The 22,654-nt window shown below is 68.8% G+C and carries 22 protein-coding genes; 11 read left to right on the top strand and 11 right to left on the bottom strand.

The features are described 5' to 3' along the window. Positions 1–276 precede the first annotated feature (276 nt). From PUR26_RS18030 to PUR26_RS18040, 3 genes are all read left to right on the top strand, one after another. Positions 277–1,383 carry a LacI family DNA-binding transcriptional regulator gene (locus tag PUR26_RS18030; RefSeq protein ID WP_329873410.1) on the top strand — a complete coding sequence of 369 codons (1,107 nt, stop codon included), beginning with the start codon at positions 277–279 and terminating at the stop codon, positions 1,381–1,383. Between the two features lie 182 nt (positions 1,384–1,565). Beyond that, positions 1,566–2,651 (top strand): metallophosphoesterase, encoded by a 1,086-nt coding sequence (locus PUR26_RS18035; protein WP_443077099.1) that lies wholly within the window; start codon positions 1,566–1,568, stop codon positions 2,649–2,651. A 148-nt stretch (positions 2,652–2,799) separates the two neighbouring features. Beyond that, complete coding sequence (locus PUR26_RS18040) at positions 2,800–3,618, top strand: hypothetical protein (RefSeq protein ID WP_329873412.1); 819 nt, start codon at positions 2,800–2,802, stop codon at positions 3,616–3,618. A 200-nt stretch (positions 3,619–3,818) separates the two neighbouring features. Here the strand turns inward: PUR26_RS18040 and thiC are convergent, their stop codons facing one another. After that, positions 3,819–5,594 carry a phosphomethylpyrimidine synthase ThiC gene (gene thiC, locus PUR26_RS18045; RefSeq protein ID WP_329873413.1) on the bottom strand — a complete coding sequence of 592 codons (1,776 nt, stop codon included), beginning with the start codon at positions 5,592–5,594 and terminating at the stop codon, positions 3,819–3,821. Positions 5,595–5,793: 199 nt separating this feature from the next. Here thiC and PUR26_RS18050 point away from each other — a divergent pair, with 199 nt between their 5' ends. Continuing rightward, entirely contained in the window at positions 5,794–7,119 is a 1,326-nt protein-coding gene (locus PUR26_RS18050) for a YibE/F family protein (protein ID WP_329873414.1), read from the top strand. A gap of 49 nt (positions 7,120–7,168) precedes the next feature. On the opposite strand, the gene PUR26_RS18055 is transcribed toward PUR26_RS18050, so the two are convergent. The 4 genes from PUR26_RS18055 to PUR26_RS18070 form a co-directional block, all read right to left on the bottom strand. After that, the gene (locus PUR26_RS18055) at positions 7,169–7,603 is read right to left on the bottom strand and encodes an SsgA family sporulation/cell division regulator (protein ID WP_329873415.1); all 435 of its coding nucleotides are present in this window, start codon (positions 7,601–7,603) and stop codon (positions 7,169–7,171) included. A gap of 140 nt (positions 7,604–7,743) precedes the next feature. Then, positions 7,744–8,508, bottom strand: a complete 765-nt coding sequence (locus PUR26_RS18060; RefSeq protein WP_329873416.1) for an IclR family transcriptional regulator — start codon at positions 8,506–8,508, stop codon at positions 7,744–7,746. A 211-nt stretch (positions 8,509–8,719) separates the two neighbouring features. Next, positions 8,720–8,938, bottom strand: a complete 219-nt coding sequence (locus PUR26_RS18065; RefSeq protein ID WP_329873523.1) for a DUF5326 family protein — start codon at positions 8,936–8,938, stop codon at positions 8,720–8,722. Positions 8,939–9,129: 191 nt separating this feature from the next. Next, positions 9,130–9,447, bottom strand: a complete 318-nt coding sequence (locus tag PUR26_RS18070; protein WP_329873417.1) for a cupin domain-containing protein — start codon at positions 9,445–9,447, stop codon at positions 9,130–9,132. Between the two features lie 51 nt (positions 9,448–9,498). Between PUR26_RS18070 and PUR26_RS18075 the strand changes: the two genes are divergently transcribed. The 4 genes from PUR26_RS18075 to PUR26_RS18090 all read left to right on the top strand — a co-directional run bounded on the left by PUR26_RS18075 (position 9,499) and on the right by PUR26_RS18090 (position 12,687). Further along, positions 9,499–9,879 (top strand): phage holin family protein, encoded by a 381-nt coding sequence (locus PUR26_RS18075; protein WP_329873418.1) that lies wholly within the window; start codon positions 9,499–9,501, stop codon positions 9,877–9,879. Continuing rightward, a complete protein-coding gene (locus PUR26_RS18080) occupies positions 9,879–11,021 on the top strand; it encodes a cystathionine gamma-lyase (protein ID WP_329873419.1) in 1,143 nt (380 codons plus the stop codon). The genes PUR26_RS18075 and PUR26_RS18080 overlap by 1 nt, the downstream gene beginning before the upstream one ends. 238 nt (positions 11,022–11,259) lie before the next feature. Continuing rightward, positions 11,260–12,156: a LysR family transcriptional regulator gene (locus PUR26_RS18085; protein ID WP_329873420.1), complete on the top strand. Its 897-nt coding sequence runs from the start codon at positions 11,260–11,262 to the stop codon at positions 12,154–12,156. Between the two features lie 51 nt (positions 12,157–12,207). Next, positions 12,208–12,687, top strand: a complete 480-nt coding sequence (locus PUR26_RS18090; RefSeq protein WP_329873421.1) for an NUDIX hydrolase — start codon at positions 12,208–12,210, stop codon at positions 12,685–12,687. A 31-nt stretch (positions 12,688–12,718) separates the two neighbouring features. Here PUR26_RS18090 and PUR26_RS18095 read toward each other — a convergent pair whose 3' ends face one another. The 4 genes from PUR26_RS18095 to PUR26_RS18110 all read right to left on the bottom strand — a co-directional run bounded on the left by PUR26_RS18095 (position 12,719) and on the right by PUR26_RS18110 (position 17,501). Then, complete coding sequence (locus PUR26_RS18095; RefSeq protein WP_329873422.1) at positions 12,719–14,470, bottom strand: globin domain-containing protein; 1,752 nt, start codon at positions 14,468–14,470, stop codon at positions 12,719–12,721. A gap of 348 nt (positions 14,471–14,818) precedes the next feature. After that, positions 14,819–15,460, bottom strand: coding sequence for an HAD family hydrolase (locus tag PUR26_RS18100; RefSeq protein ID WP_329873423.1), 642 nt, complete (start codon positions 15,458–15,460; stop codon positions 14,819–14,821). Between the two features lie 301 nt (positions 15,461–15,761). Next, positions 15,762–16,190 carry a GlcG/HbpS family heme-binding protein gene (locus tag PUR26_RS18105; RefSeq protein WP_329873424.1) on the bottom strand — a complete coding sequence of 143 codons (429 nt, stop codon included), beginning with the start codon at positions 16,188–16,190 and terminating at the stop codon, positions 15,762–15,764. A gap of 102 nt (positions 16,191–16,292) precedes the next feature. Further along, positions 16,293–17,501, bottom strand: a complete 1,209-nt coding sequence (locus PUR26_RS18110) for an MFS transporter (protein ID WP_329873425.1) — start codon at positions 17,499–17,501, stop codon at positions 16,293–16,295. A gap of 140 nt (positions 17,502–17,641) precedes the next feature. Here PUR26_RS18110 and PUR26_RS18115 point away from each other — a divergent pair, with 140 nt between their 5' ends. Both PUR26_RS18115 and PUR26_RS18120 read left to right on the top strand, forming a co-directional pair. Continuing rightward, positions 17,642–18,100 (top strand): MarR family winged helix-turn-helix transcriptional regulator, encoded by a 459-nt coding sequence (locus tag PUR26_RS18115; RefSeq protein ID WP_329873426.1) that lies wholly within the window; start codon positions 17,642–17,644, stop codon positions 18,098–18,100. Positions 18,101–18,268: 168 nt separating this feature from the next. After that, complete coding sequence (locus PUR26_RS18120; RefSeq protein WP_329873427.1) at positions 18,269–18,721, top strand: GNAT family N-acetyltransferase; 453 nt, start codon at positions 18,269–18,271, stop codon at positions 18,719–18,721. Between the two features lie 45 nt (positions 18,722–18,766). Here PUR26_RS18120 and PUR26_RS18125 read toward each other — a convergent pair whose 3' ends face one another. Continuing rightward, the gene (locus PUR26_RS18125; RefSeq protein ID WP_329873428.1) at positions 18,767–20,146 is read right to left on the bottom strand and encodes a serine hydrolase domain-containing protein; all 1,380 of its coding nucleotides are present in this window, start codon (positions 20,144–20,146) and stop codon (positions 18,767–18,769) included. Between the two features lie 509 nt (positions 20,147–20,655). Here PUR26_RS18125 and PUR26_RS18130 point away from each other — a divergent pair. Beyond that, the gene (locus PUR26_RS18130; protein ID WP_329873429.1) at positions 20,656–20,910 is read left to right on the top strand and encodes a hypothetical protein; all 255 of its coding nucleotides are present in this window, start codon (positions 20,656–20,658) and stop codon (positions 20,908–20,910) included. Between the two features lie 166 nt (positions 20,911–21,076). On the opposite strand, the gene dnaB is transcribed toward PUR26_RS18130, so the two are convergent. Then, positions 21,077–22,567 carry a replicative DNA helicase gene (gene dnaB, locus PUR26_RS18135; RefSeq protein WP_329873430.1) on the bottom strand — a complete coding sequence of 497 codons (1,491 nt, stop codon included), beginning with the start codon at positions 22,565–22,567 and terminating at the stop codon, positions 21,077–21,079. Positions 22,568–22,654: the final 87 nt, after the last annotated feature.

Genomic DNA, 22,654 nt, shown 5'->3' on the forward strand with positions numbered 1-22,654 from the left:
GGAGGACGAGAAAGGGGGGAGCGCTGTTACGAGCGGCGCGCGCCGGTGGCTCGCGCCGTGGCGCGCATCCCCCATAGAGGTGAGTTGAGACCCTCACGAGACATCGGCCAGTTGGCAGACCCACGGGGAAGGACAAGCGCCGGGACGAGTCGAATTGATGCAACTACCTTGCATTACAAGGCGGTTAGGGGGTGGCGCCCTTGCAGAAACGTGCCTGTCAACGAGTGAATATGCGAACGGCTCAACCGCCCGCCCTCGCCCTACTATCGGCTCGCCATGACAGCAGCAGGGAAGCACCAGGTGAGCCGGGCACAGACCCGGGGAAGCCGGCAAGGTCGAGCGGGCATCCGGGACGTGGCCGCCGCAGCCGGGGTCTCCATCACGACTGTCTCCGACGCGCTCAACGGCAAGGGCCGGCTCCCGGACGCCACCCGCCGCCATGTCCGCGAGGTCGCCGACCGGCTGGGCTACCGCCCTTCCGCCGCGGCCCGCACGCTCCGTACCGGCAAGTCCGGCCTCATCGGCCTGACGGTGACGACCTACGGGGATGAACCTTTCACCTTCACCGAATTCGCGTACTTCGCCGAGATGGCCAGGGCTGCCACCTCCGCCGCGCTCGCCCGCGGCTACGCCCTGGTCATCCTGCCCGCCACCTCCCGCCATGACGTCTGGTCGAACGTCGCCCTCGACGGCACCGTCGTCATCGACCCGTCCGACCATGACCCGGTGGTGACCGAGCTGGTCCGCCAAGGGCTGCCCGTCGTCTCCGACGGACGCCCCGCCGGCACGCTTCCGGTCACCGCCTGGGTCGACAACGACCACGAGGCCGCCGTACTCGATCTGCTCGACCATCTCGCCGCCGCCGGCGCCCGCCGGATCGGCCTCCTCACCGGCACCAGCACCGACACCTACACCCGTCTGTCCACCACCGCCTACCTCGACTGGTGCGAGCGCGTCGGCCAGGACCCGGTCTACGAGGCGTACCCGGCCCACGACCCGTGCGCCGGCGCCGTCGCCGCCGACCGGCTCCTCGCCCGCCCCGACCGGCCCGACGCCGTCTACGGCCTCTTCGACCCCAACGGCACCGACCTGCTCGCCGCGGCCAGACGGTACGGACTGCGCGTACCGGACGATCTCCTCCTGGTCTGCTGCAGCGAATCGACCGTCTACGCCGCCACCGAACCGCCCGTCACCACGCTCTCGCTCAAGCCCCGCCGGATCGGGACCGCCGTCGTCCAGTTGCTCATCGACGCCATCGAGGGCATCGACGGTGACCGGCCGGTCGAGCAGGTGATACCGACGGAACTGATCGTGCGCGCGTCGTCCCAGCGACGCTCGCCACGCACGACCGTCAGCGCTCCACGCTCTCCCTCTCCGGAATGACAAGGATCGCGGACCGGTCCCAGACCTTCCCATTCCGGACGAAACGGTCGATGAACCTGGGGTGCACCCCGATTCACCACCCCTGGTGCGTCACAGAGCCGCGACCTCATTCCTATGATGGGCGCACGACACCGCGGGCCGCCCCGACCAGGCCGGTCTGCGAGGTGTAGGGCGTCGCGACGGTGGTGGAGGGGTCGATGACTCAGGGGGCCGGTCAAGGACCCGTGGTGCGGACGGCGACGTTGCGCGACTTCCGCGTACCTCCGTACGCCCAGGTGCCCGTGCAGAACCATGCCGCGCACCCCGGAAACGCCTTCCCGGACGGGGAGCCGCCGGAGGGCTACACACCCACCGAGCGCGACCTGCCGGTGATCAACAGGGGCGACACCCTCCAAGTGGCCGTCACCCCGTCCGAGGCACCCGAACCCGTCGTCACGACCGACGACGGGCCCGGCCCCCTGTACGTGGTCGGCGACGTCCACGGCTACCTCGACGAGCTCCTCGTCGCCCTGCGCGAGCAGGGGCTCATCGACGCGGACGGGAACTGGTCGGCCGGCAACGCCCGGCTCTGGTTCCTGGGCGACTTCACCGACCGCGGCCCCGACGGCATCGGGGTCATCGACCTCGTGATGCGGCTCTCCGCCGAGGCGGCCGCCGCCGGCGGCTACTGCAAGGCCCTCATGGGCAACCACGAGCTCCTCCTGCTCGGCGCCAAGCGCTTCGCCGACACCCCCGTCAACTCGGGGGCCGGCACCGCCACCTTCCAGGCCGCCTGGCTCCTCAACGGCGGCCAGAAGAACGACATGGACCGCCTCCAGGACGTCCACCTCCAGTGGATGTCCCGGCTCGACGCGGTGGTGGAGCAGGACGGGCATCTCCTCCTGCACTCCGACACCACCGCGTACCTGGAGTACGGCTCCACCATCGAGGACGTCAACGACACCGTCCACGAGATCCTCACCCGCAACGACGCGGACGAGTGCTGGGACCTGTTCCGCAAACTCACCAAGCGGTTCGCCTTCCGTGACGAGGGCGGCTCCCAGGCCGTCCAGGAGCTGCTCGCGGCCTATGGCGGGCAGCGCGTCGTCCACGGCCACAGCCCCATCCCCTACCTGCTGGGGGAAGTGGGGTCCGAGGAGGGCGAGGACAGCGCCGGGCCGTCGGTGGAGGGACCGCACGTCTATGCGGACGGACTCGCGATCGCCATGGACGGCGGAGTGACCATGGCCGGAAAGCTGCTGGTCGTCCAGCTCCCGCTGCCTCACTGAGCGGAGCCGCGGCAGGCGATTTCCGGAAACCCCCTGTCACCCCTTGCCTCTACGGCTCTACCATCGGCTTATCCGTAGCAGGCTCTCCTCCGTTTCTGCCCAACTGCCCGCTGTACGCGGGCAAACAGGCCCTACGGAGCATCGGGGGATGCACATGAACAGCGCTCCGCACCTGCTGACCGAGGATCGCTCCGAGTACGAGCGCATCCTCGACGATGCACTGCGCTCCGCGCACGACCGTCCGGAACTCGCCGGAATCGGACAGCGACTCAACCCTGAGCAACTGCGCACCATGGCCCTGAACGCGTCGGCGCTCATCACCGCGGCCGCCGCCACGGAGTACGACTACTTCGTGCGTGTGCGTGAGGAATCGCGGGCTCCCACCGCCACCTCCGTCCTCAGCTCCGTGCTGGGCGGCGACGAGGCCGCAGCGGAGTCCGGGGCCGGATTCGGCGTGATGGTCACCGTGCTCGCACCGGTCCTCGCCGGCACCGCAGCGGTGATCTTCCTTCTGGTCGGATCCATCCTCAAGGTGCTCGACCCGCCGCCGTCCTTCGCCGATCCTCTGCTCACCGCAGGCTGGTTCTTCACCGCCGTCACGGCGGCCGGCATCCTGGCGGCCGCGATCGGATTGCTGATCACCGCCCTGCGCAACAGCTCGACGCAGGTCACGGCCGAGGAACCAGGAGGCGAGCTGCCCGACGAGATCTCGCGTGCCAGGGAAGCCTGGCGGCACGCCCTGCTGGAGCGGGGCATCGTGCCGTTCCTGCGGGAGGCACTGGCCGACCCCGGCGCGCCCCCCGTCTCCGGCACACCACCGCTGCCGAGCGGCCGCATGCCCAAAGTGGGTTACAGCGGACCTGACTTCTCCAGCCCGAGCGCGGGCGGCGCGAGCTCCCGCCCCACGTTCAGCAGCCCCGACTTCACCAGCCCGGACTTCGGCGGCCCCGAGCACCAGCCGGACTGACCGGCGTGCGGCCCGTCCGCCCCAGGCCGTGCGGGCCCGGACCAGGTGCACGTCCGGGCCCAGGGCCACGCTCGGCGGGTCGGGACCAGGTCCCCCACGCCTACCGCCAGGCCCAGGCCGCAGCGTCATGCCCTGCGGCCTGGGCCTTGCGTCCCGGGTGAGCGATGCGTTGTTTCACGTGAAACAACGGTTCGGATCCATCACTCCGCGAGCGGCAGATAGACCCGGTTGCCGGAGGCGGCGAACTCCTTGGACTTCTCCGCCATGCCCTCCTCGATCTCCTGCTGAGCACCACCGTGCTCACGCCGGATGTCCTGAGAGATCTTCATCGAACAGAACTTGGGGCCGCACATCGAGCAGAAGTGCGCGGTCTTGGCCGGCTCCGCGGGCAGTGTCTCATCGTGGAACTCCCGTGCCGTATCAGGGTCGAGGGCCAGGTTGAACTGGTCCTCCCAGCGGAACTCGAAGCGGGCGTCCGACAGTGCGTCGTCCCAGTCCTGAGCACCGGGGTGCCCCTTGGCCAGATCGGCGGCATGCGCGGCGATCTTGTACGTGATGACGCCCGTCTTCACGTCATCCCGGTTCGGCAGCCCGAGGTGCTCCTTGGGCGTGACGTAGCAGAGCATCGCGGTACCCCACCAGGCGATCATCGCAGCGCCGATGCCGGACGTGATGTGGTCGTACGCCGGGGCGATGTCGGTCGTCAGCGGCCCGAGGGTGTAGAACGGCGCCTCCTCGCAGATCTCCTGCTGAAGGTCGATGTTCTCCTTGATCTTGTGCATCGGGACGTGTCCGGGACCCTCGATCATGGTCTGCACGTTGTGGCGCTTGGCGATCGTGTTGAGCTCTCCCAGCGTCCTGAGCTCGGCGAACTGCGCCTCGTCGTTGGCGTCCGCGATCGAACCGGGCCGCAGCCCGTCGCCGAGGGAGTACGTCACGTCGTAGGCGGCGAGGATCTCGCAGAGCTCCTCGAAGTTCTCGTACAGGAAGGACTCCTTGTGGTGCGCCAGGCACCACGCGGCCATGATCGAGCCGCCGCGCGAGACGATGCCGGTCTTGCGGCGGGCCGTCAGGGGGACGTACCGCAGGAGTACCCCCGCGTGGACCGTCATGTAGTCGACGCCCTGCTCGGCCTGCTCGATGACCGTGTCCTTGTAGATCTCCCAGGTCAGCTCCTCGGCCTTGCCGTCCACCTTCTCAAGCGCCTGGTAGAGCGGCACGGTGCCGATCGGCACGGGGGAGTTGCGCAGTACCCATTCACGGGTGGTGTGGATGTTGCGACCGGTGGAGAGATCCATGACGGTGTCGGCGCCCCAACGGGTCGCCCAGGTCATCTTCTCCACCTCCTCCTCGATGGAGGAGGTGACAGCCGAGTTGCCGATGTTCGCGTTGACCTTCACCAGGAACCGCTTGCCGATGATCATCGGCTCGATCTCCGGGTGGTTGACGTTGGCGGGGAGAACGGCGCGGCCTGCCGCGATCTCCTCGCGTACGACCTCGGGCGAGACGTTCTCGCGAATCGCCACGTACTCCATCTCGGGCGTGATCTCGCCACGACGGGCGTACGCGAGCTGGGTCACCGCCTGGCCGGCGCGGCCACGGCGGGGCTGACGGGGGCGGCCGGGGAAGACCGCGTCCAGGTTGCGCAGGCCGCCGCGGGGCGCCGTGTGCTTGATCCCGTCGTCCTCGGGGCGCGCCGGGCGCCCGGCGTACTCCTCGGTGTCGCCGCGTCCGATGATCCAGTTCTCGCGCAGTGGCGCGAGCCCGCGGCGTACGTCCGTCTCGACGTTCGGGTCGGTGTACGGCCCCGATGTGTCGTAGAGCGTCACGTCCTTGCCGTTGGTGAGGTGCACCTTGCGGACCGGCACGCGGAGGTCGGGGCGGGAGCCCTCGACGTATCCCTTGTGCCATCCGATGGACTTCCCGGCCTCGTCGTTCTGGTTGGAGGCAGGCGTGCGTGCGTCCTGAACGGTCATGGTGACCTACTCCCTACGCCGGCATTACCCGGTAACAGGTTCGGCGGTCGACGCAGCCTTCTCCGTACGGCCCGTACGGATGTCAGCGCCCTCTCAGCCCGGTGCTCCGAGCTCCCGCGTGTGCAAAGGTGCCACCACGCTAGCGCCATCCCGGCCGCGCTGAACAGAGGGCCCCTGCCGTTCTTGCGATGATCAGTCGGTGACTTCCTCCCAGCAGCCCCCCGGACCCGACGGACACAGCCACGGCCATTCGCACAGTCACGGCCCCGCGGCACCCGTCTCGAAGCACCTCCGCAAGGTCATCGCGGCGGTGTTGATTCCGTTCGCCACGGCGGTTTTGGTCGGTCTCGCCGTCCTGTGGCCAGGAGGGGCGCCGGCTCACGAGCGCACGGGTGTCGGATTCGACCGGCAGACCGAGCAGGGCAAGGTCGTCCTCGTCGAGCGAGTGGACTGCAGGGACGTCAATGCCGCGCAGGTTCCCCCGACCGACAACCCGACGACCCCCGAGGGGCGCGAGGCGCTCAACGCCCAGCAGGGGAAATGCGCGAAGGCGACGATCGAGGTCACCAGCGGCAAGGACAAGGGACGCCGCTTCATCGAGATCGTGCAGCCGGACGCACCGCGTCAACTGAAGCAGGATCAGGGGGTGGTGGTGGCCTACGCCCCGGACGCTCCCCATGACCTTCAGTACTCGGTCACCGATGTCGACCGCAAACAGCCGATCGCGCTGCTCGCCCTCATCTTCGCGCTCGCCGTGGTCGCGGTGGGCAGGATGAAGGGGGTGATGGCGCTCATCGCGCTGGCGGTGAGCTTCGCCGTGCTGACGCTCTTCATCCTCCCCGCCATCCTCCAGGGATCGAATCCGCTGGTCGTGGCCGTGGTGGGGGCGAGTGCGATCATGCTGATCGGGCTGTACATGTGCCACGGCCTGACCGCGCGCACCTCGGTGGCGGTGATCGGCACGTTGATCTCGCTGCTGTTGATCGGGCTGCTCGGTTCGCTCTTCATCGGCTGGGCGTCACTGTCCGGGAACACGGACGACAACACGGGACTGATCCACGGTCTCTACCCGAACATCGACATGTCCGGTCTGCTGCTGGCCGGTGTCATCATCGGTTCCCTCGGCGTGCTGGACGATGTGACGGTCACCCAGACCTCGGCCGTGTGGGAGCTGCACCAGGCGGACCCGCGTATGGGCCCGCGTGCTCTGTACCGGGCCGGTATCCGCATCGGCCGGGACCACATCGCCTCGGTGGTCAACACCCTGGTGCTGGCGTATGCGGGCGCCGCGCTCCCCCTGTTGCTGCTCTTCTCGATCGCCCGCAGCAGCGTGGGGATGGTGGCCACCAGCGAGCTCGTGGCGGAGGAGATCGTTCGGACCCTGGTGGGCTCGATCGGCCTCGTCGCCTCGGTTCCGGTGACCACCGTCCTGGCCGCCCTTGTCGTGTCGGCCGACCGCCCGGCGCAGGCCGCCGCGGCTTCCGGGGCGGCACGTGGCGGGCGGGGCCGACGACGCAAAAAATAGCCCTGCGGCGCTGTACGCGCTGGGCTGCGGGCCGGATGACGGGGTGGTCTCAGCCCGCGGCCTCCTCGGCCAGAATGCGGCCGAGTGCCTGTTCCAGATCCTCCTCGAAGTCCGCGAGCGAGCGCTCCTGCCCCACGGGCACCAGTCTGTCGGTCCGGTCGAGGAACGCCACCAGCGGCGGGGCGCTGGCCCGGAAGTACGCCCGGTCGCCTCCGACCTGCAGCACGATGGTGACGTCCGACAGTTCGTCGGAGCCGACGGGCCCGATGCGCACATCACCGTCACCGGTGGGCGCGCTGATCCCGTCCAGCAGCAGCTCACGGCCGAAGGTCCACGTCACCGGAGCGTCGCCCGGCAGGTGGAACGTCATCCGGACCGCGTAAGGGTCTTTCGTCTGGTACCCGAGCTCGACCGGGATCCTGAAGGAGAGTTCCTCCGAGACGACGAAGCTCATCAAGACCTCGGCCTGAACCGACTCACGCATCATGTACTCCGCAGTAGATGAAGCAGTTATGAACAACGGCTGTTGAAGGCCGACAGGTGAAAAACGGCCAATATTGATCCCTACTGGCCCTCTTGACGGAATCGTCCCGTACGGACTACAGGATCACAAGGAGTGATTTTTCAGATACTGATAGAGAACGCCAGGGAGCCCACGAGTCGCCCGACTTCGGCACGCAGCCGCTCGACCGCCGGAACCAGCCTTTCCTGCTGGTGAAGCGGTACGGAAATGCCCATCGCCGCGGCTGTGGAACCCACGGTGATGGGGATGGCGGCGCAGACCGTACCCAATGCGTATTCTTCCCGCTCGATGAGCGGTTCCATGCGTCCCACCGTTGACAGCCGCTCCAGAAGTGCACGATCGTCACGCACCGTGTTCGGCGTGACCGGTCGGACCGGGTAGCGGGCCAGGTGGTCACGGCGGCCCTGTTCGTCGAGCTGGCTGAGGAGACACTGCCCGATCGCGTGGGCGTGGCCGGTCGCGCGGAAGTCGTCCCACTCGTCGACGGGCGGGGCCGTAGGGGTGTCCGCGACCGCGACGAGCTCGATCTCGCCGTCGCGGTAGACCGCGAAGTACACGGGGGCGCCGATCACATCGCGCCAGTGCGCCAGGGACTCCTCGATCTTGCTGCGACGATTCTGCGCCGTGCCGCCGTGCGTCAGTCGTTCGGCGGCCTCGCCGTAGACGAACACGCCCTTCTCACGGCGGAGATAGCCCTCGTGGGTGAGGGTGCGCAACAGGTGATAGGCGGTGGGCAGCGGCAGGCCCGTCTCCCGGGCGAGCTGTTTGGCGGGGGCTCCATCGACGTGCGAGCCGACGGCTTCCAGCAGTCTCAGCGCCCGCTGCACGGAGCCGATCAGCGTCGGCGCAGCAGGATGTGGAGCCATGGCCAAAGGTCACCCCCAGGCGTTTCGCCCCTCCAGTCGTACAAACTGCTGGTGGGACGGTCGACGGCCCTTGGTTCTCAAGGGCTGCGGAGGCTTGCCACTCTAATGGCAGCCCCCATTCGGGGTGGGGCCTCGCCAGGTTCGTTCCCCCGGCCGGGCTAACGACCGTTCAGCTGGCCGGGCCGGGTACCGCGGGAAGGAACCGTCCTCGTCACCAGTCGCCGCGTGACGACGAGGACGACATGAACTTCCGTACGACGTAGATGAGTCCGCCGACCAGCGCGACGAACACCAGCAGCTTGAACAGCAGTCCGATCACGAATCCGACCACGCTCGCGATCAGACCGCCGAAGACGACCACGGCGATGACGGGTATGGCGACCCACTTCACCCACCAGGGCATCCCCGCGAGAATCTCCCGTACCGCCATCGTCCCTACCTCTTCCCTGGGGGCCGCGGTGGAAGTCACCGCAGCCTCGTACGTGAACACCCTCGATGCTAGGGGCCGCGGGGTGGCTCGCGGAGGCCCGACAGCCCTTGCTCTTCCCTGACTCGACCCCTAGGGAGTGTCCGGCACGAAAAGCCTGGTTTCCGTGCCGGCCCGGGCGCGCCAAGGAGCCGTCAGCCCTCGGGCGGGGAGAAGACCACCATCACCCGCAGGTCCTCGGTGATGTGGTGGAACTTGTGCGCCACCCCCGCCGGGACGTACACCACACTGCCCCGGGCCACCTGCGTCGTCTCCATGCCCACGGTGATCGCGGCGCGGCCGCTCACCACGAAGTACACCTCGTCCTGGTTGTGCGGCTGCTGCGGATCGAGCTCTCCCGCGTCCAGCGCGTACAGGCCCACCGACATGTTCCGCTCCCGCAGGAACTGCAGATACGCGCCGTCGTTGGCGGCGCGTTCCGCCTCCAGCTCGTCCAGTCGGAATGCCTTCATCGCCCGTCCGCCCCTGCACTCGGTCCGATCACGTCTGCCACGATCAGACACATGATGAATTTCCTAGTCAAGACGATCGCGAACGCGGCAGCGCTGGCGGTGGCGATCTGGCTGCTCGACGACATCACCCTGACCGGGACCAGCACCGGGAAGAAGGCCCTGACACTGGTCCTGGTGGCGCTGGTCTTCGGTGTGGTCAACATCCTGGTCAAGCCGCTGGTGAAGCTGCTCACGCTCCCGCTGTTCATTCTGACCCTCGGCCTGTTCACGCTTGTCGTCAATGCCCTGATGCTGTTGCTGACCTCGTGGCTCGCGGACAAGCTCGACCTCAGCTTCCACGTGGAGGGCTTCTGGACCGCCGTGCTGGGCGGCCTGATCATCTCCGTCGTGTCATGGGCGCTGAACGTGATCCTCCCCGAGGGCAGGGACTGATGGCCGGAGTGATCCACGGGGACGGGACCCGCGCGGTACGGGCCGGGCTGCCCGAACCGCTGAAATACGAACCGACCCTGCCGGGACCGGTGTTCGCCGCCCATTTCCACCTGCCCGGCGAGCCGACCGGACCGTACACCTACGGACGGGACGAGAACCCGACGTGGACACATCTTGAGCGGGCCATCGGCGAACTGGAGACCCCGGGAGGCAAGCCGGCCGAGACGGTGGTGTTCGCCTCCGGCATGGCCGCCATCTCGGCGGTGCTCTTCTCCCAGCTGAAGACCGGTGACGTGGTCGTCCTCCCGTCCGACGGCTACCAGGCGCTGCCCCTGGTGCGCGAGCGCCTGGAGGCGTACGGCATCGAGGTGCGCACCGCGCCGACCGGGGGCGACGCGCAGCTGTCCGTGCTGGAGGGCGCGAAGCTGCTGTGGATCGAGACTCCCTCCAACCCGGGTCTCGATGTGTGCGACATCCGCCGGCTGGTGGCCGCGGCGCACGACGGCGGCGCGCTGGTCGCGGTCGACAACACGCTCGCCACCCCGCTCGGACAGCGGCCCCTGGAACTGGGCGCCGACTTCTCGGTGGCCAGCGACACCAAGGGCATGACCGGGCACGGCGACATCCTGCTCGGCCACGTGACCTGCCATGACGCCGAACTGGCCGCCTCGGTACGGCGCTGGCGCAAGGTCGTCGGTGCCATCCCCGGGCCGATGGAGGCATGGCTCGCCCATCGCTCCCTGTCCACGCTCCAATTGCGCGTCGACCGGCAGTGCGCGAACGCGCTGACCCTCGCCAGGACGCTGGCGGGACGGGATGACGTGACGGGGCTGCGCTACCCGGGACTGCCCGAGGACCCGTCGCACGAGCTCGCGACCCGGCAGATGCGGCGTTTCGGCTCGGTCGTCTCCTTCGTCCTGCCCGACCGGGAGCGGGCGGAGCGGTTCCTGGACGCCCTGCGGCTCGTGGACGACGCCACCAGCTTCGGGGGCGTACGGTCCACCGCCGAGCGGCGCGGGCGATGGGGCGGGGACGCCGTGCCCGACGGCTTCATCCGCTTCTCCGTCGGTGCCGAGGACCCGGAGGACCTGGTGGCGGACGTACTGCGGGCCCTCGACGAGTCGGCGGAGAAGGCCGTATGAACACCGGGGCGGGTTGAGAAGGACGGTCCGAACCTCCCCCCTCATGGCTCGGACCGTCCTGGCTTTACGCGCGGAGAACCGTCTGGTCCAGGCTAGTTGACTCTCCGTCAGTGTCCAATCACCCTAGCGACAGCGACCTATCGACTTATTTATAGTTGGACGGCTCAGAGGCACCATCGGACGCCCCCGGCCACGGGGAGCGTCGGCACCGGCCGTGTGCGCGGCAGAAGGGAAGGGCATGGACCTGGCCTTGCTGCGCACGTTCGTCACGGTGCACCGAGCCGGCTCCTTCACCCGCGCCGCCGCCCTTCTCGGCCTCTCCCAGCCCGCGGTCACCAGCCAGATCCGCGCCCTGGAGCGGCAGCTGGGCCGGCCGCTCTTCCTGCGCCAGGCCCGCGGGGTCACTCCCACCACCACCGGTGACGAGCTGGCCCACCGGGCCGCCCCGCACCTGGACGCTCTCGTGGCGATCGCCGAGGCGAACCTCGACCAGGAAGCCGGCTCACGGACCCTCCACCTCGCCGGACTGCCCGAGTTCGTCTCGGTCCGCGCCCTGCCCGCCCTGACCCCGCTGGTCGCACAGGGCCTCGCCCTGCGGACCTCCATGGTCGGCACCTCCGAGGAGGCCCTCGACGGCCTGGCCGCGGGCCATCACGACCTGGCCATCGCGACGGCCCGTCCACGGGGCGGACTGCTCACCGCGACCCCGCTCTGCGACGAGGAGCACGTCCTGGTCGCCTCGCCGCGCTGGGCGGCCCGGCTGGCCCCCGGCGTCCTGCTGCGCAAGGGCGCCGTCGTCCTGGAACAGCTGCCCGTGGTCGAAGTGCATGAGTCGCTTCCCTTCGTGGCCCGGTACTGGGCGGCCGTCTTCGAGTCGAAACCGGCCGCCGCCGCCACCGTCGTCGCACCGGACCTGCGCGCCGTCCTGGAGGCCACCGCCTCGGGCGCCGGCCTCGCCGTGCTGCCCCGATACCTGTGCGACGACGCCCTGGAGCACGGCCGTCTGGTGGCCCTGCTCGATCCACCGGTGCCCCCGCTGCGCACCTACTTCATGGCCGTCCGCACCGGCACACTGGCCCTGCCGCACATCGCGCGGGCGCACGAGGCCCTGCTGCGCGCTGCCACCGACTGGTAACGAGACGCACCGGCCGGTTTCAGATGCCCCCCGACGGGCCATTTTCATGCCATGACCGAACGTCCAGTGGTCAAGCGCACCGCACGTGCCGTCCTCCTCGATGGCAATGACCTCATCCTGATCAAACGCACCAAACCCGGTATGGATCCGTACTGGCTCACGCCGGGCGGCGGCGTGGAGCCGGAGGACGCGACGGTCGTCGACGCGCTCCACCGTGAGGTGGACGAGGAACTGGGCGCCAAGATCTCCGATGTGGTGCCGTGCTTCGTCGACACCGTCGAGCACATCGTGGACGGCGGCGTCTCGGGCGTGAAGGTGCAGCATTTCTTCGTGTGCCGGCTGGAGTCGATGGACCTCAGCCGTCGGCACGGGCCCGAGATCGACGAACCGTGCGGTGAGTACGAGGTCGTACGGGTGCCCTTCAGCCGGGTCGGTATCGCCGCCGTCCACCTCGTACCGCTCTCCCTGCGGCACTACCTGGACGGCAACATCGAGGGCGTCCGCGCGATGCACGCACCTGACCTGGGATGAAGCCTCTGGAGGGAGCCGCAGCCCGCCCCCGCTAGTCGACCGCCGCGACGAGCTCTTCGAGGGAGTCGTGGCGGATCCGCTCGAACGGGACGCCCACCCCCCGGAGCGCGTGGACGCCACTGCGGATCATGCCGGGCGGGCCGGAGAGATACGCGTCGTACTCGTTCCAGGGCCCGTACTCCCGCACCACGTCGGGCAGCTGCGTCCTGCCGTCGATGACGGCGCGGACCGCGAGCCAGGGATGTGCCTGCTGGAGCCGCAGCATGGTGTCGATGTCGTACAGGTCGTGATCGGTGCGCGCGCCGTAGAACACCTCGACGGGCCGGCTCTCACCGTGCTCGGCGACATCCTCGACGAGGGCTTTGATCGGTGCGATGCCCGTGCCGCCGCCCACACAGAGCAGGCCGCTCTCCGTGGTGTGGTCGACGGTCATGGAGCCGGCCGGCGGCCCGAGGCGCAGCACATCGCCCGGGCGGGCGCGGTGGACGAGGGCGTTGGACACCCAGCCGGCGGGGACCGCCTTGACATGGAAGGAGAGCAGACCGTCCGACCTGGGCGCCGAGGCGAACGAGTAGTGGCGCCAGATCCGGGGCCACCAGGGTGTCTCCAGGCTCGTGTACTGGCCGGCCAGGAAGGGGTACGGCTGGTCGGGCCGGACGGTGATGACAGCGATGTCCGGCGTTCTCAGATCATGCGAGACCACCTCCGCCTGCCACCAGGCGGGGGCGTGCAGCTGGTTCTCGGCGGCCGCGTCGATCATGATCTGGGAAATGGTCGTGTACGTCCTGATCCAGGCGCCCTCGGCCTCGTCGTCCCAGGTCGTCGTCGCGTACCGGCTCAGTGCCCCGATGAGGGCCTCGCCCACGGCCGGGTAGTGGGCGGCCTCCGTGCCGTACTTGCGGTGGCCCCGGCCCAGATGCTCAAGGTAGTCGGTGAGCAGGTCGGCGTCGTCCATGTGCTCGGCGGCGGTCAGCAGGGCCTTGAGGAGCCGGTCGCGCTGGGTGTCCATGGCGGCCGGGAAGAGTGAGCGCAGGTCGGGGTGGCGGACGAAGAGCAGCGCGTAGAAGTAGGCCGTGACCTTGTCGGCGACCGGGGCCGCTTCGGCCAGGGTGCGCCTGACGAGAATCGCGTCGGGCGAGCCGCTCTCGGTCCCCATGGGAGCGGGACGGTCGGAATCGGGAGCCGGACGGGTCGCGGAACCCTCGGGAGCCGGATGGTTCGCGGAACCCTCGACGGCGTCGTAGCGGGACTCTTGCGGGTGCGGACCGTCGGGGCGGTACGCGGGGGTGCCGGAGCCGTCAGGGCCGTCGGGGCGGTACGCGGGGGTGCCTGGGGATCGATACGCCGGTAGCGGCTCGGAGACGGCGTGCTCCGGGGCCGCCGCCCCGGCCCCGGGGCGGGCGGAGGGCCGGGGAGCGAAGGCGTGGAACGCCTTGGGTGGCTCGGAGGCCGGGGGCTGAGCGGTCGGCGGCCGGTCCGCCTCAGGCGGTTCGGGCGTCCGCCGCGTGGCCCGCGCCGCCTGCCCGCCGACCGGGGCCCCGGAGGATTCGGGTGCCGCGCCGGCTCCCACCACCCGCAGGGAGGCCAGGGAGCGACGCTGTGCCGCTATTCGGTCCTGAGCACCCCGCAGCTCCTCTGCGGGGTGCTCCGCACCGGAGTCCGCAGGCCTGGCGTCGACGGTCTTGCGCGGGGTGAACCAGCCGCTGCCACCACCGCTGTCACCGGGAGTGCCGTTGTCACCAGAAGTGCCGCTGTCGGCCGGCCTGGTGGTCGGAGCGTCCATAGAGTGCCTCGCCTCGAACATCTTTCGGTCGGTCTACGCACTTCCGCCGTCCCGGAGGTGCCTCAATATCCCGCTCGCCCCGTGATCGCTGCTCACCCGCACGAGGGCTCTCGTTGGGCTGTTGCCATGCTCGTGTGCCCTGGCAGCCACCGCGCAGGCCTGATCCGAACGGAAGACCCTCACCGCGAACCCTGTCCCGTATCAGGGACGAGTACACCGGGTGGTGTGGTTGCCGGCAGCCGCGGCTGTCGCAGCATGGCAGGGTGTCCGCTGTACCGGACCAGGAGTGAAAAGTCCGGGTTCCCGCACCCGCTCTCCCGTTACGCTGGATCGCCCCATGCCCCGGCTCTAGCGGCCGTGCCGTACCAGTTCGTAGGCCTCCCGGAGATCGCCTCCCGTGTACGCGTGTGTGGCAAGCCCGGACAGATGATGGTCCGCGTTGATCGCCACCGCTACCGGGACCGTTGCGAAGATCTCCGCGTCGGACATGGAATCACCGTATGCAAGACACTCGTCCAGCTCCACCCCGAACTCTGCACAGAGCCGGTCCGCGATCTTCACTTTCGCGGCCGCGTTGAGTATGCCGTCCCGGTTCACCGGTTGGGTGAAGGGCACCGCAGGCCAGAGTGAACCATGGGTGGCGTGCGCACCCCACTCCAGCAACCGCTCCACGAAGAAGTCGGGTGACAACGAGATGACCGCGCAGTAGCCGCCTTCGGCCCGGATGTCTGCCCAGACCTCACGGATGCCCTCCAGCCAAGGCGCTCCCGCGAAGGCGGCAGCCACATGATCCTCGGTCAGCTCGGACCAGAGTTCCCGGGCTCGTACCGCGAACTCGTCCGGAGTCAGAGACCCCGCGAGGAACTGACGCTCAAGCTCAGCTGTCTCGGCGCTGAGCCCGAGCTGCCGGGATATCTCGACGGCTGCCGCCGAACCGCGGATCAGGGTGCCGTCAAGGTCGAAGAGATGGAGTCTGCGTCCGCTCGCCATGTACGCCGAGGTTAACGGCCCGGGTGTCGGAGGGCATCGGACGGATGGCTGTCACGATGTTTCACGTGAAACCCGCCCGACGAGTCGGCGAGCCCGGCTGGCCGAGGAGGACCGAGCGGGACCAAGCAGGACCGGACCGATGAGCAGGGCGCTCCGAGCAGCGAAGCAGGCTCGCCCCCTGGCCCGGATGTTGCCGGTACCTGGGTGACGAGCCTGCGGGGGTCCGGCGACACCCTGGCGCGTGAGGCGGTGACGCCGGTTCGCCGTCAGCAACGAGCGGTGAACAGTGACCGGTGATCGGTCAGGCGAGGGCTTCCACCGCCGTAGTGGCGAAGCCGTGGTCCTGCTCGGGGGCTCCGCCGCCCACGCCGATCGCGCCGATCAGGCGGCCGTCGCGGTGGACGGGTACGCCGCCGGCGATGAAGAGGAGGGGGCGGTCCAGGGCGGTCGGCAGAGTGTGGAACGGCCCGCCCGGCTGCACCGCGTCGACGAGATCGGCGGTCGGAGCGTTCAGCTGGAGGGCGGTGAACGCCTTACGGGTGCTGGTCTCTCCGGCGATCAGCACGGCGCGGTCGTCGCGCCGGAAGGCCAGCAGGTGGCCGCCCGCGTCGAGAACACTGATCGCGACGGTGACTTCGGCCGCGGCGGCGGCGCGGCGGGCGGCGTCCACGAGGATCTCCGCGTCCTCAGTGGTGAGCGGTGCTACGGCGATGCCCGTGGTGGTGCTCATGGGGGTGACTCCTTGGTGCGATAGGTGCGACAGGTGCGACAGGTGCGGTGAAGGCCGAGGTGCCGGTACCCAGGGGGAGGAGGTGCGAGGGTCTCTGGGTCCTCAGTGGGTGGGCACGGTGACCCGCTCGGCGGCGGCACCGGCCACGATCCGGCTCTCTCGACGGACGTCCCGGCGTTCCAGGGCGCTGGAGAGAACGGCCAGAGCCAGAGCGGATACGGCGAGTACGGCGCCGACCCAGTTGGGGGCCGTGATGCCGAGGCCGGCCGAGATGACGACGCCTCCGAGCCAGGCCGAGAGCGCATTGCCGAGGTTGAAGGCACCGATGTTCACGGCGGAGGCCAGGGTGGGAGCACCGGATGCCTGGTCCAGGACCCGCTTTTGCAGCGGCGGTACGGTCGCGAAGCCCAGCGCGCCGATGAGCGTGATGGAGACCGCAGCGGCGACCTGGTGGTGCGCGGTGACCGTGAACAGCGCCAGGACCAGGGCGAGAGCGCCCAGCGATACGTACAGCAGCGGCATCAGCGCCCGGTCGGCGAACTTGCCGCCGATCAGGTTGCCACCGACCATGCCGAGGCCGAACAGGACCAGGAGCCAGGTGACGGATGATTCGGCGAAGCCGGCGGCCTCGGTCATCATCGGCGTGATGTAGGTGATGGCGGCGAACACTCCACCGAAGCCGAGCACGGTCATCGCCATGGCGAGCAGCACCTGTACGTTGCGGAATGCGGCGATCTCATGCCGCAGGCGCACGCCCTCCGGCTTGGGCTGCTCGGGTACGAGCTTGGCGACGCCCAGCAGGCCGAGCACACCGAGGGCGGCGACGATGAAGAAGGTCGCACGCCATCCGGCCGTCTGACCGACGAGAGTGCCCAGCGGTACGCCGACCACGTTGGCGACGGTCAGACCGGTGAACATCATCGCGATCGCGCCGGCCTTCTTGTCGGGGGCGACGAGATCGGCCGCGACGACCGAACCGATGCCGAAGAACGCGCCGTGCGCCAGTGATGCCACGACCCGGCCGGTGAGCATCAGGCCGAAGCCGGGCGCCAGGGCGGAGAGCACATTGCCCGCGATGAACAGCCCCATCAGCAGCATCAGCATGCGCTTGCGGGAGACCCGGGTGCCCAGAACAGTCATGAGAGGGGCGCCGAGCACGACGCCGAGTGCGTAGCCGGTGACGAGGTAACCGGCTGTTGGGATCGAAACCTGGTACTCGGCCGCAACCTGGGGGAGCAGTCCCATGATCACGAATTCGGTGGTTCCGATACCGAAGGCCCCAATAGCGAGGGCGAGGAGCGCGAGCGGCATGGGTTTCACCTTCCCAGAAGATTGCGTCTGCACCTTACGAGCGTCCACAATAATTGCAGACGCGGGTTAATTGCAAGCGCGGGCTATTGCGTCGGTCGTCTACTCTGGTGACAAGCTGCTCCGGGAACGAGGAGAGACCCATGACCGCCACCGATCCGGCACTCACCGCCCTCTCCCAGGGGTGGTGCGCACTCTCTCTGCTCCACGGAAAGATCGAGGCTCACATCGAGCGCGCACTGGAGGCCGAGCACGGCCTGAGCATGCGCGAGTACTCGCTGCTCGACGTGCTCAGCCGCCAGCACAGCGGGCCCGGGGGTCACCTTCAGATGAAGCAGGTGGCCGACGCCGTCGTCCTCAGCCAGAGCGCCACCACCCGGCTGGTCACCCGCCTGGAGGACCGGGGACTGCTCACCCGCTATCTGTGCGACACGGATCGTCGAGGCATCTACACCGACGTCACCGAAGCCGGCCAGGCCCTGCTCGCCGAAGCACGCCCCACCAATGACGCGGCGCTTCGCGAAGCACTCGACGAAGCGGCGAAGAACCCCGAGCTGAACCCACTGGTCAGAGTCGTCGAGGAGCTGCACGTCCCGGCCTGACCCAGGCGGTGCCCGCGACCCAGGGTCGGCGACACGCCCGCGAAGGACCGGTGAGGGGCTGGTGACAGGCCCGCGAGGGACCGGGACGGCCAGCGGACTCCGATGTCCTGCAGCCCGCGTGACCCCGAGGTCTGGGCAGCCCTGGAGGCCGGGAGTAGCCTGCGGGCCATGAACGATCTTGAAATCAGGCCCGCAGACTCCGGCGATCTCCCTGCCATCGTCGCCATGCTCGCCGACGACCCGCTGGGCGCCCAGCGGGAATCACCGGATGATCTGTCCCCCTATACGGCCGCCTTCGAGCGGCTTGCGGGCGACTCCCATCAGCACCTCGTCGTCGCCGTACGCGACGGCCGGGTCGTCGGCACATTGCAGCTCACCGTTGTCCCCGGCCTGTCCCGCCGCGGCTCCACCCGCTCGATCATCGAAGGCGTGCGCATCCACGCCGATGAGCGCGGCAGCGGCCTCGGGACCCAGCTCATCGAGTGGGCCATCGCCGAATCCCGGCGCCAGAACTGCCAGTTGGTGCAGCTGACTTCGGATGCCACACGCACCGACGCACACCGCTTCTACGAACGGCTCGGCTTCGAGTCCTCGCACCTGGGCTTCAAGATGAACCTCTGACCCTCGGTCGGGTGCCGCAGCCAGGGGCCCGTTTCACGTGAAACATCACAGGCCGCGCCAGCCTGCCTCATCCACACCGCCCGGCACCGCCCCGCCCTGCTCGTACGGCTCACGTGTGAAGACGAACGACCCGAGATCGAGATGGCTCGCCGAGCCATCCTGGCGCCGGACCACCCTCAGCGTCTCCCCCGCGTAGTAACCCTCCAGGCCGGTCCAGGTGCCGTCCCCCTCGGCCCGGAAGCGCGAGCCACGGCCCTGTCCCCCCAGAGGGCTCAGTTCAATGCCTCGGTCGGCACGGACCCTCAACCCATAGGCGTGCGTCCCCCAGTACCAGGGACCCGTGAGAGCCAGCAGCTCTCGATCGGCCTCGGGCAGTGGCCGCCAGGGCTCGGGAAGGCGCGGTTCGGCATCGGCGACGATCCGTACGAGATCGGCGGCGACCTGACCCACCTGTGGCCCCGAGGTGGAATTGGCCAACGTCACAGCGGCTACATCGTCCTCCTCGCTCAGCCACAGACCGGCGACGAACCCCGGAAGTGAACCGCTGTGGCCCACGAGCGTCCGGCCGTTCCGCCGCGCCAACTGCATCCCCAGGCCATAACCACCATCCCAGTCACCGGCCTCGGGTGGTACGGCAGGCGTGCGCATCTCCCGCAGGGACTGCGCACTGAGCACCCGCTCGTCCCCCTTCACGAGGAAGCACGCGAACCGGCACAGATCCTCGGCCGTGGACCAGAGCTGCCCGGCGGGTGCCATCAACCCCAGATCCTCCAACGGCTCGGGCAGCATCACATCGGCCCAGGGGTGCACCGCCCAGCCACCGGCATGCGGAGCGACCGGCCGGCCCGTTGTCCGCCCCAGCCCCAGTGGTTCCAGGACCCCACTGCGCAAGGCGTCCTCCCAAGAGACCCCACGAACCGCCTCGACAAGCGAACCCAGCAAGGTGTAACCGGGGTTGGAGTAATGGTGCCGCCGGCCTGATGGATGGAGCAGGGGCCGCTCCCCGAGCACATCCGACAGCTCCGGCCGCAGCGACCCCGGCGTCCGCTCCCACCACGGCGCGGGAGCTTCGGCGACCAGACCGCCGGTGTGCGACAGAAGTTGGGCGATGGTGACCTCACCCACTCCGGTGTCCGGAAGGTACTTCTCCAAGGGGTCGCCCAGATCGAGCAGTCCCTCGTCACGCAGCCGCATCACCAGGACGGCGGTGAAAGTCTTGGTGATGGACCCGATGCGGTACTGCGTATCGGCGTCCGGCGCGTGCCCGTCGACGCAGCTTCGCGCGCCGCTCCACACCATGCGGCCGCCCCGGGCCACGGCCCCGACGAAGGAGGGGGTGCGGCCCTCGGCCTGAGCGGTGGCGACCCGGTACAGAAGGGCACGCTCGGTGCCGGGGAGCAGAGTCTCGAAAGACGTGGGGGACACGGAGGCGGAGGATTCAAGGGGATCAGCGGCTGACGTCATGCCCCAGATCTACCGTTCGACTCAGCCCGGGTCGAGCACTTTCATCCGTGGCATGACTCGCGGTGCGTTCGCAGCCGTCCCAGGTGCGTGGCCTCAGTCCCGATCAACCTCGTCCGTCGCAGGGGAAAGCAGGGGAAACAGGGGAACGACCGACCACTTGTTCGGCCACGCGTATCTCGGCCAGCTGTCCAGGCGGGAACGCAACACGAGGCGCTGCGGCCGAGGGCGGACCGCCGGCCATGAAGCCGCGCGATAACGTTGTAGGACCTCGCGCTTTGCTGCATACACCGAGGCCGTGACCTGCGGCTCGGCAAGGCGAGTGGCGCGTACCCAGCCCGCCCCGGGACGGCGATCGCCGCAGCGCGGGCGGAGCGAGCTGCCAAAGGTCGCCTGCCCGTAGGGCACCCCTTGATAATGGCCCGCAGGAAGCTTCGCGGTGTCCCTAGACTCCGGCCTCGATGAAGAGACGAGTGCAGTTCACCGAGCAGGTTGCGCGCTTCCGCGACTACATGCCGACCGAGGATCGGGACACGTTCCTGCGTCTCGTCGACAGGATCACCGCTGAGCCCGAGGGCCCCGGCAGCCACCTCGTCTACACGAGCGACACCGTGACGCGCGCGGTGTGGGAAGACCACGTAATGGTCCACTACGTCGTCACGACCTTCTTCGTGATCGTCATCGAGCTTGACATCCACGACCCATCGCGCGGTTTCAACGAGGTGTAGAACAAGGTGTAGACAGCACTGCACGCGCCGACCACCACGTGGGCACGCCCACCCGCACCGGGCAGGCCAGTGACCTGCGGTATCTCACGGCCCGCTTCATAAGTGCAGCCGATATGAAGCGGGCGGTGAGATTATGAAGCTGGATTTGAGACGCTGCAGACGTCCGTCACGTCTGCGCCATGTCCACGAAGCGCGAGTAGTGGCCCTGGAAGGCGACGGTGATCGTCGCCGTGGGGCCGTTACGGTGCTTGGCCACGATCAGGTCCGCCTCGCCCGCTCGGGGAGACTCCTTCTCGTAGGCGTCCTCGCGGTGCAGCAGGATCACCATGTCCGCGTCCTGCTCGATCGAGCCGGATTCACGCAGGTCGGAGACCATCGGCTTCTTGTCCGTACGCTGCTCCGGACCACGGTTCAGCTGTGACAGCGCGATCACCGGCAGCTCCAGCTCCTTCGCCAGCAGCTTGAGGTTTCGGGACATGTCCGAGACCTCCTGCTGACGGCTCTCGGCGCGCTTGGAGCCTCCTGACTGCATCAGCTGGAGGTAGTCGATGACGACCAGCTTCAGATTGTTCCGCTGCTTGAGCCGACGGCACTTCGCCCGGATCTCCATCATCGACAGGTTCGGGGAGTCGTCGATGTAGAGGGGTGCCTGCGAGACATCGGGCATGCGCCGTGCGAGACGCGTCCAGTCCTCGTCGGTCATCGTGCCGGAACGCATGTGGTGCAGCGCCACCCGCGCCTCTGCCGACAACAGGCGCATGGCGATCTCATTGCGCCCCATTTCAAGGGAGAAGATCACGCTCGGCAGGTTGTTCTTGATCGAACACGCACGGGCGAAGTCCAGTGCCAGCGTCGACTTACCCATGGCGGGGCGGGCCGCGATCACGATCATCTGGCCCGGGTGGAGACCGTTGGTCAGCGAATCGAAGTCCGTGAACCCGGTCGGTACGCCGGTCATCTCACCGCTGCGGGAACCGATCGCCTCGATCTCGTCGAGCGCGCCCTCCATGATGTCGCCGAGGGGCAGGTAGTCCTCGCTGGTGCGCTGCTCGGTGACCGCGTAGATCTCCGCCTGCGCCGAGTTGACGATCTCGTCGACGTCTCCGTCGGCGGCGTATCCCATCTGCGTGATCTTGGTGCCGGCCTCGACGAGCCTGCGCAGGACCGCCCTCTCATGGACGATCTCCGCGTAGTACGAAGCATTGGCCGCGGTCGGTACCGACTGGACCAGGGTGTGCAGGTACGAGGCCCCGCCGACCCGGGTGATCTCCCCGCGCTTGGTCAGCTCGGCGCCCACGGTGATGGGGTCGGCCGGCTCTCCCTTGGCGTAGAGGTCGAGGATCGCCTGGAAGACCGTCTCGTGCGCCGGCCGGTAGAAGTCGTGGCCCTTGATGATCTCCACGACGTCGGCGATGGCGTCCTTGGAGAGCAGCATGCCGCCGAGCACCGACTGCTCGGCATCGAGGTCCTGCGGCGGTACGCGCTCGAACGCGCCCACTCCGCTGTCCCAGGGTCCGCTGTCGCTGCCCCGCTCGTGCTGGTCGTCCCGGCCTCGCCCGCGGCCACGGCCTTCGCTGCCGCGCTGGCGGGAGACGGGCAGGCGGTCACTGGGACCGGTCTCGGCCCAGGGGTCGTCCAAGGGCTCAGGGATAGTCACCGGCCCACCTCCTCCCGTCCGCTCCGCGGACCTTCGCCGTGCCACTCTTTCTACGGCACGACACTGACAAAACGAGCCGCTCGACTC

The organism is Streptomyces sp. SP18CS02 (genome assembly GCF_036322365.1).
Lineage (GTDB): Bacteria > Actinomycetota > Actinomycetes > Streptomycetales > Streptomycetaceae > Streptomyces.

What these genes read in the sequence shown, in the direction of transcription:
- PUR26_RS18030 (WP_329873410.1), top strand. Translation starts at nt 277, where the DNA reads ATGACAGCAGCAGGGAAGCACCAGGTGAGCCGGGCACAGACCCGGGGA.
- PUR26_RS18040 (WP_329873412.1), top strand. Translation starts at nt 2,800, where the DNA reads ATGCACATGAACAGCGCTCCGCACCTGCTGACCGAGGATCGCTCCGAG.
- thiC (WP_329873413.1), bottom strand. Translation starts at nt 5,594, where the DNA reads ATGACCGTTCAGGACGCACGCACGCCTGCCTCCAACCAGAACGACGAG.
- PUR26_RS18055 (WP_329873415.1), bottom strand. Translation starts at nt 7,603, where the DNA reads ATGCGTGAGTCGGTTCAGGCCGAGGTCTTGATGAGCTTCGTCGTCTCG.
- PUR26_RS18060 (WP_329873416.1), bottom strand. Translation starts at nt 8,508, where the DNA reads ATGGCTCCACATCCTGCTGCGCCGACGCTGATCGGCTCCGTGCAGCGG.
- PUR26_RS18065 (WP_329873523.1), bottom strand. Translation starts at nt 8,938, where the DNA reads ATGGCGGTACGGGAGATTCTCGCGGGGATGCCCTGGTGGGTGAAGTGG.
- PUR26_RS18070 (WP_329873417.1), bottom strand. Translation starts at nt 9,447, where the DNA reads ATGAAGGCATTCCGACTGGACGAGCTGGAGGCGGAACGCGCCGCCAAC.
- PUR26_RS18075 (WP_329873418.1), top strand. Translation starts at nt 9,499, where the DNA reads ATGATGAATTTCCTAGTCAAGACGATCGCGAACGCGGCAGCGCTGGCG.
- PUR26_RS18080 (WP_329873419.1), top strand. Translation starts at nt 9,879, where the DNA reads ATGGCCGGAGTGATCCACGGGGACGGGACCCGCGCGGTACGGGCCGGG.
- PUR26_RS18085 (WP_329873420.1), top strand. Translation starts at nt 11,260, where the DNA reads ATGGACCTGGCCTTGCTGCGCACGTTCGTCACGGTGCACCGAGCCGGC.
- PUR26_RS18090 (WP_329873421.1), top strand. Translation starts at nt 12,208, where the DNA reads ATGACCGAACGTCCAGTGGTCAAGCGCACCGCACGTGCCGTCCTCCTC.
- PUR26_RS18095 (WP_329873422.1), bottom strand. Translation starts at nt 14,470, where the DNA reads ATGGACGCTCCGACCACCAGGCCGGCCGACAGCGGCACTTCTGGTGAC.
- PUR26_RS18100 (WP_329873423.1), bottom strand. Translation starts at nt 15,460, where the DNA reads ATGGCGAGCGGACGCAGACTCCATCTCTTCGACCTTGACGGCACCCTG.
- PUR26_RS18105 (WP_329873424.1), bottom strand. Translation starts at nt 16,190, where the DNA reads ATGAGCACCACCACGGGCATCGCCGTAGCACCGCTCACCACTGAGGAC.
- PUR26_RS18110 (WP_329873425.1), bottom strand. Translation starts at nt 17,501, where the DNA reads ATGCCGCTCGCGCTCCTCGCCCTCGCTATTGGGGCCTTCGGTATCGGA.
- PUR26_RS18115 (WP_329873426.1), top strand. Translation starts at nt 17,642, where the DNA reads ATGACCGCCACCGATCCGGCACTCACCGCCCTCTCCCAGGGGTGGTGC.
- PUR26_RS18120 (WP_329873427.1), top strand. Translation starts at nt 18,269, where the DNA reads ATGAACGATCTTGAAATCAGGCCCGCAGACTCCGGCGATCTCCCTGCC.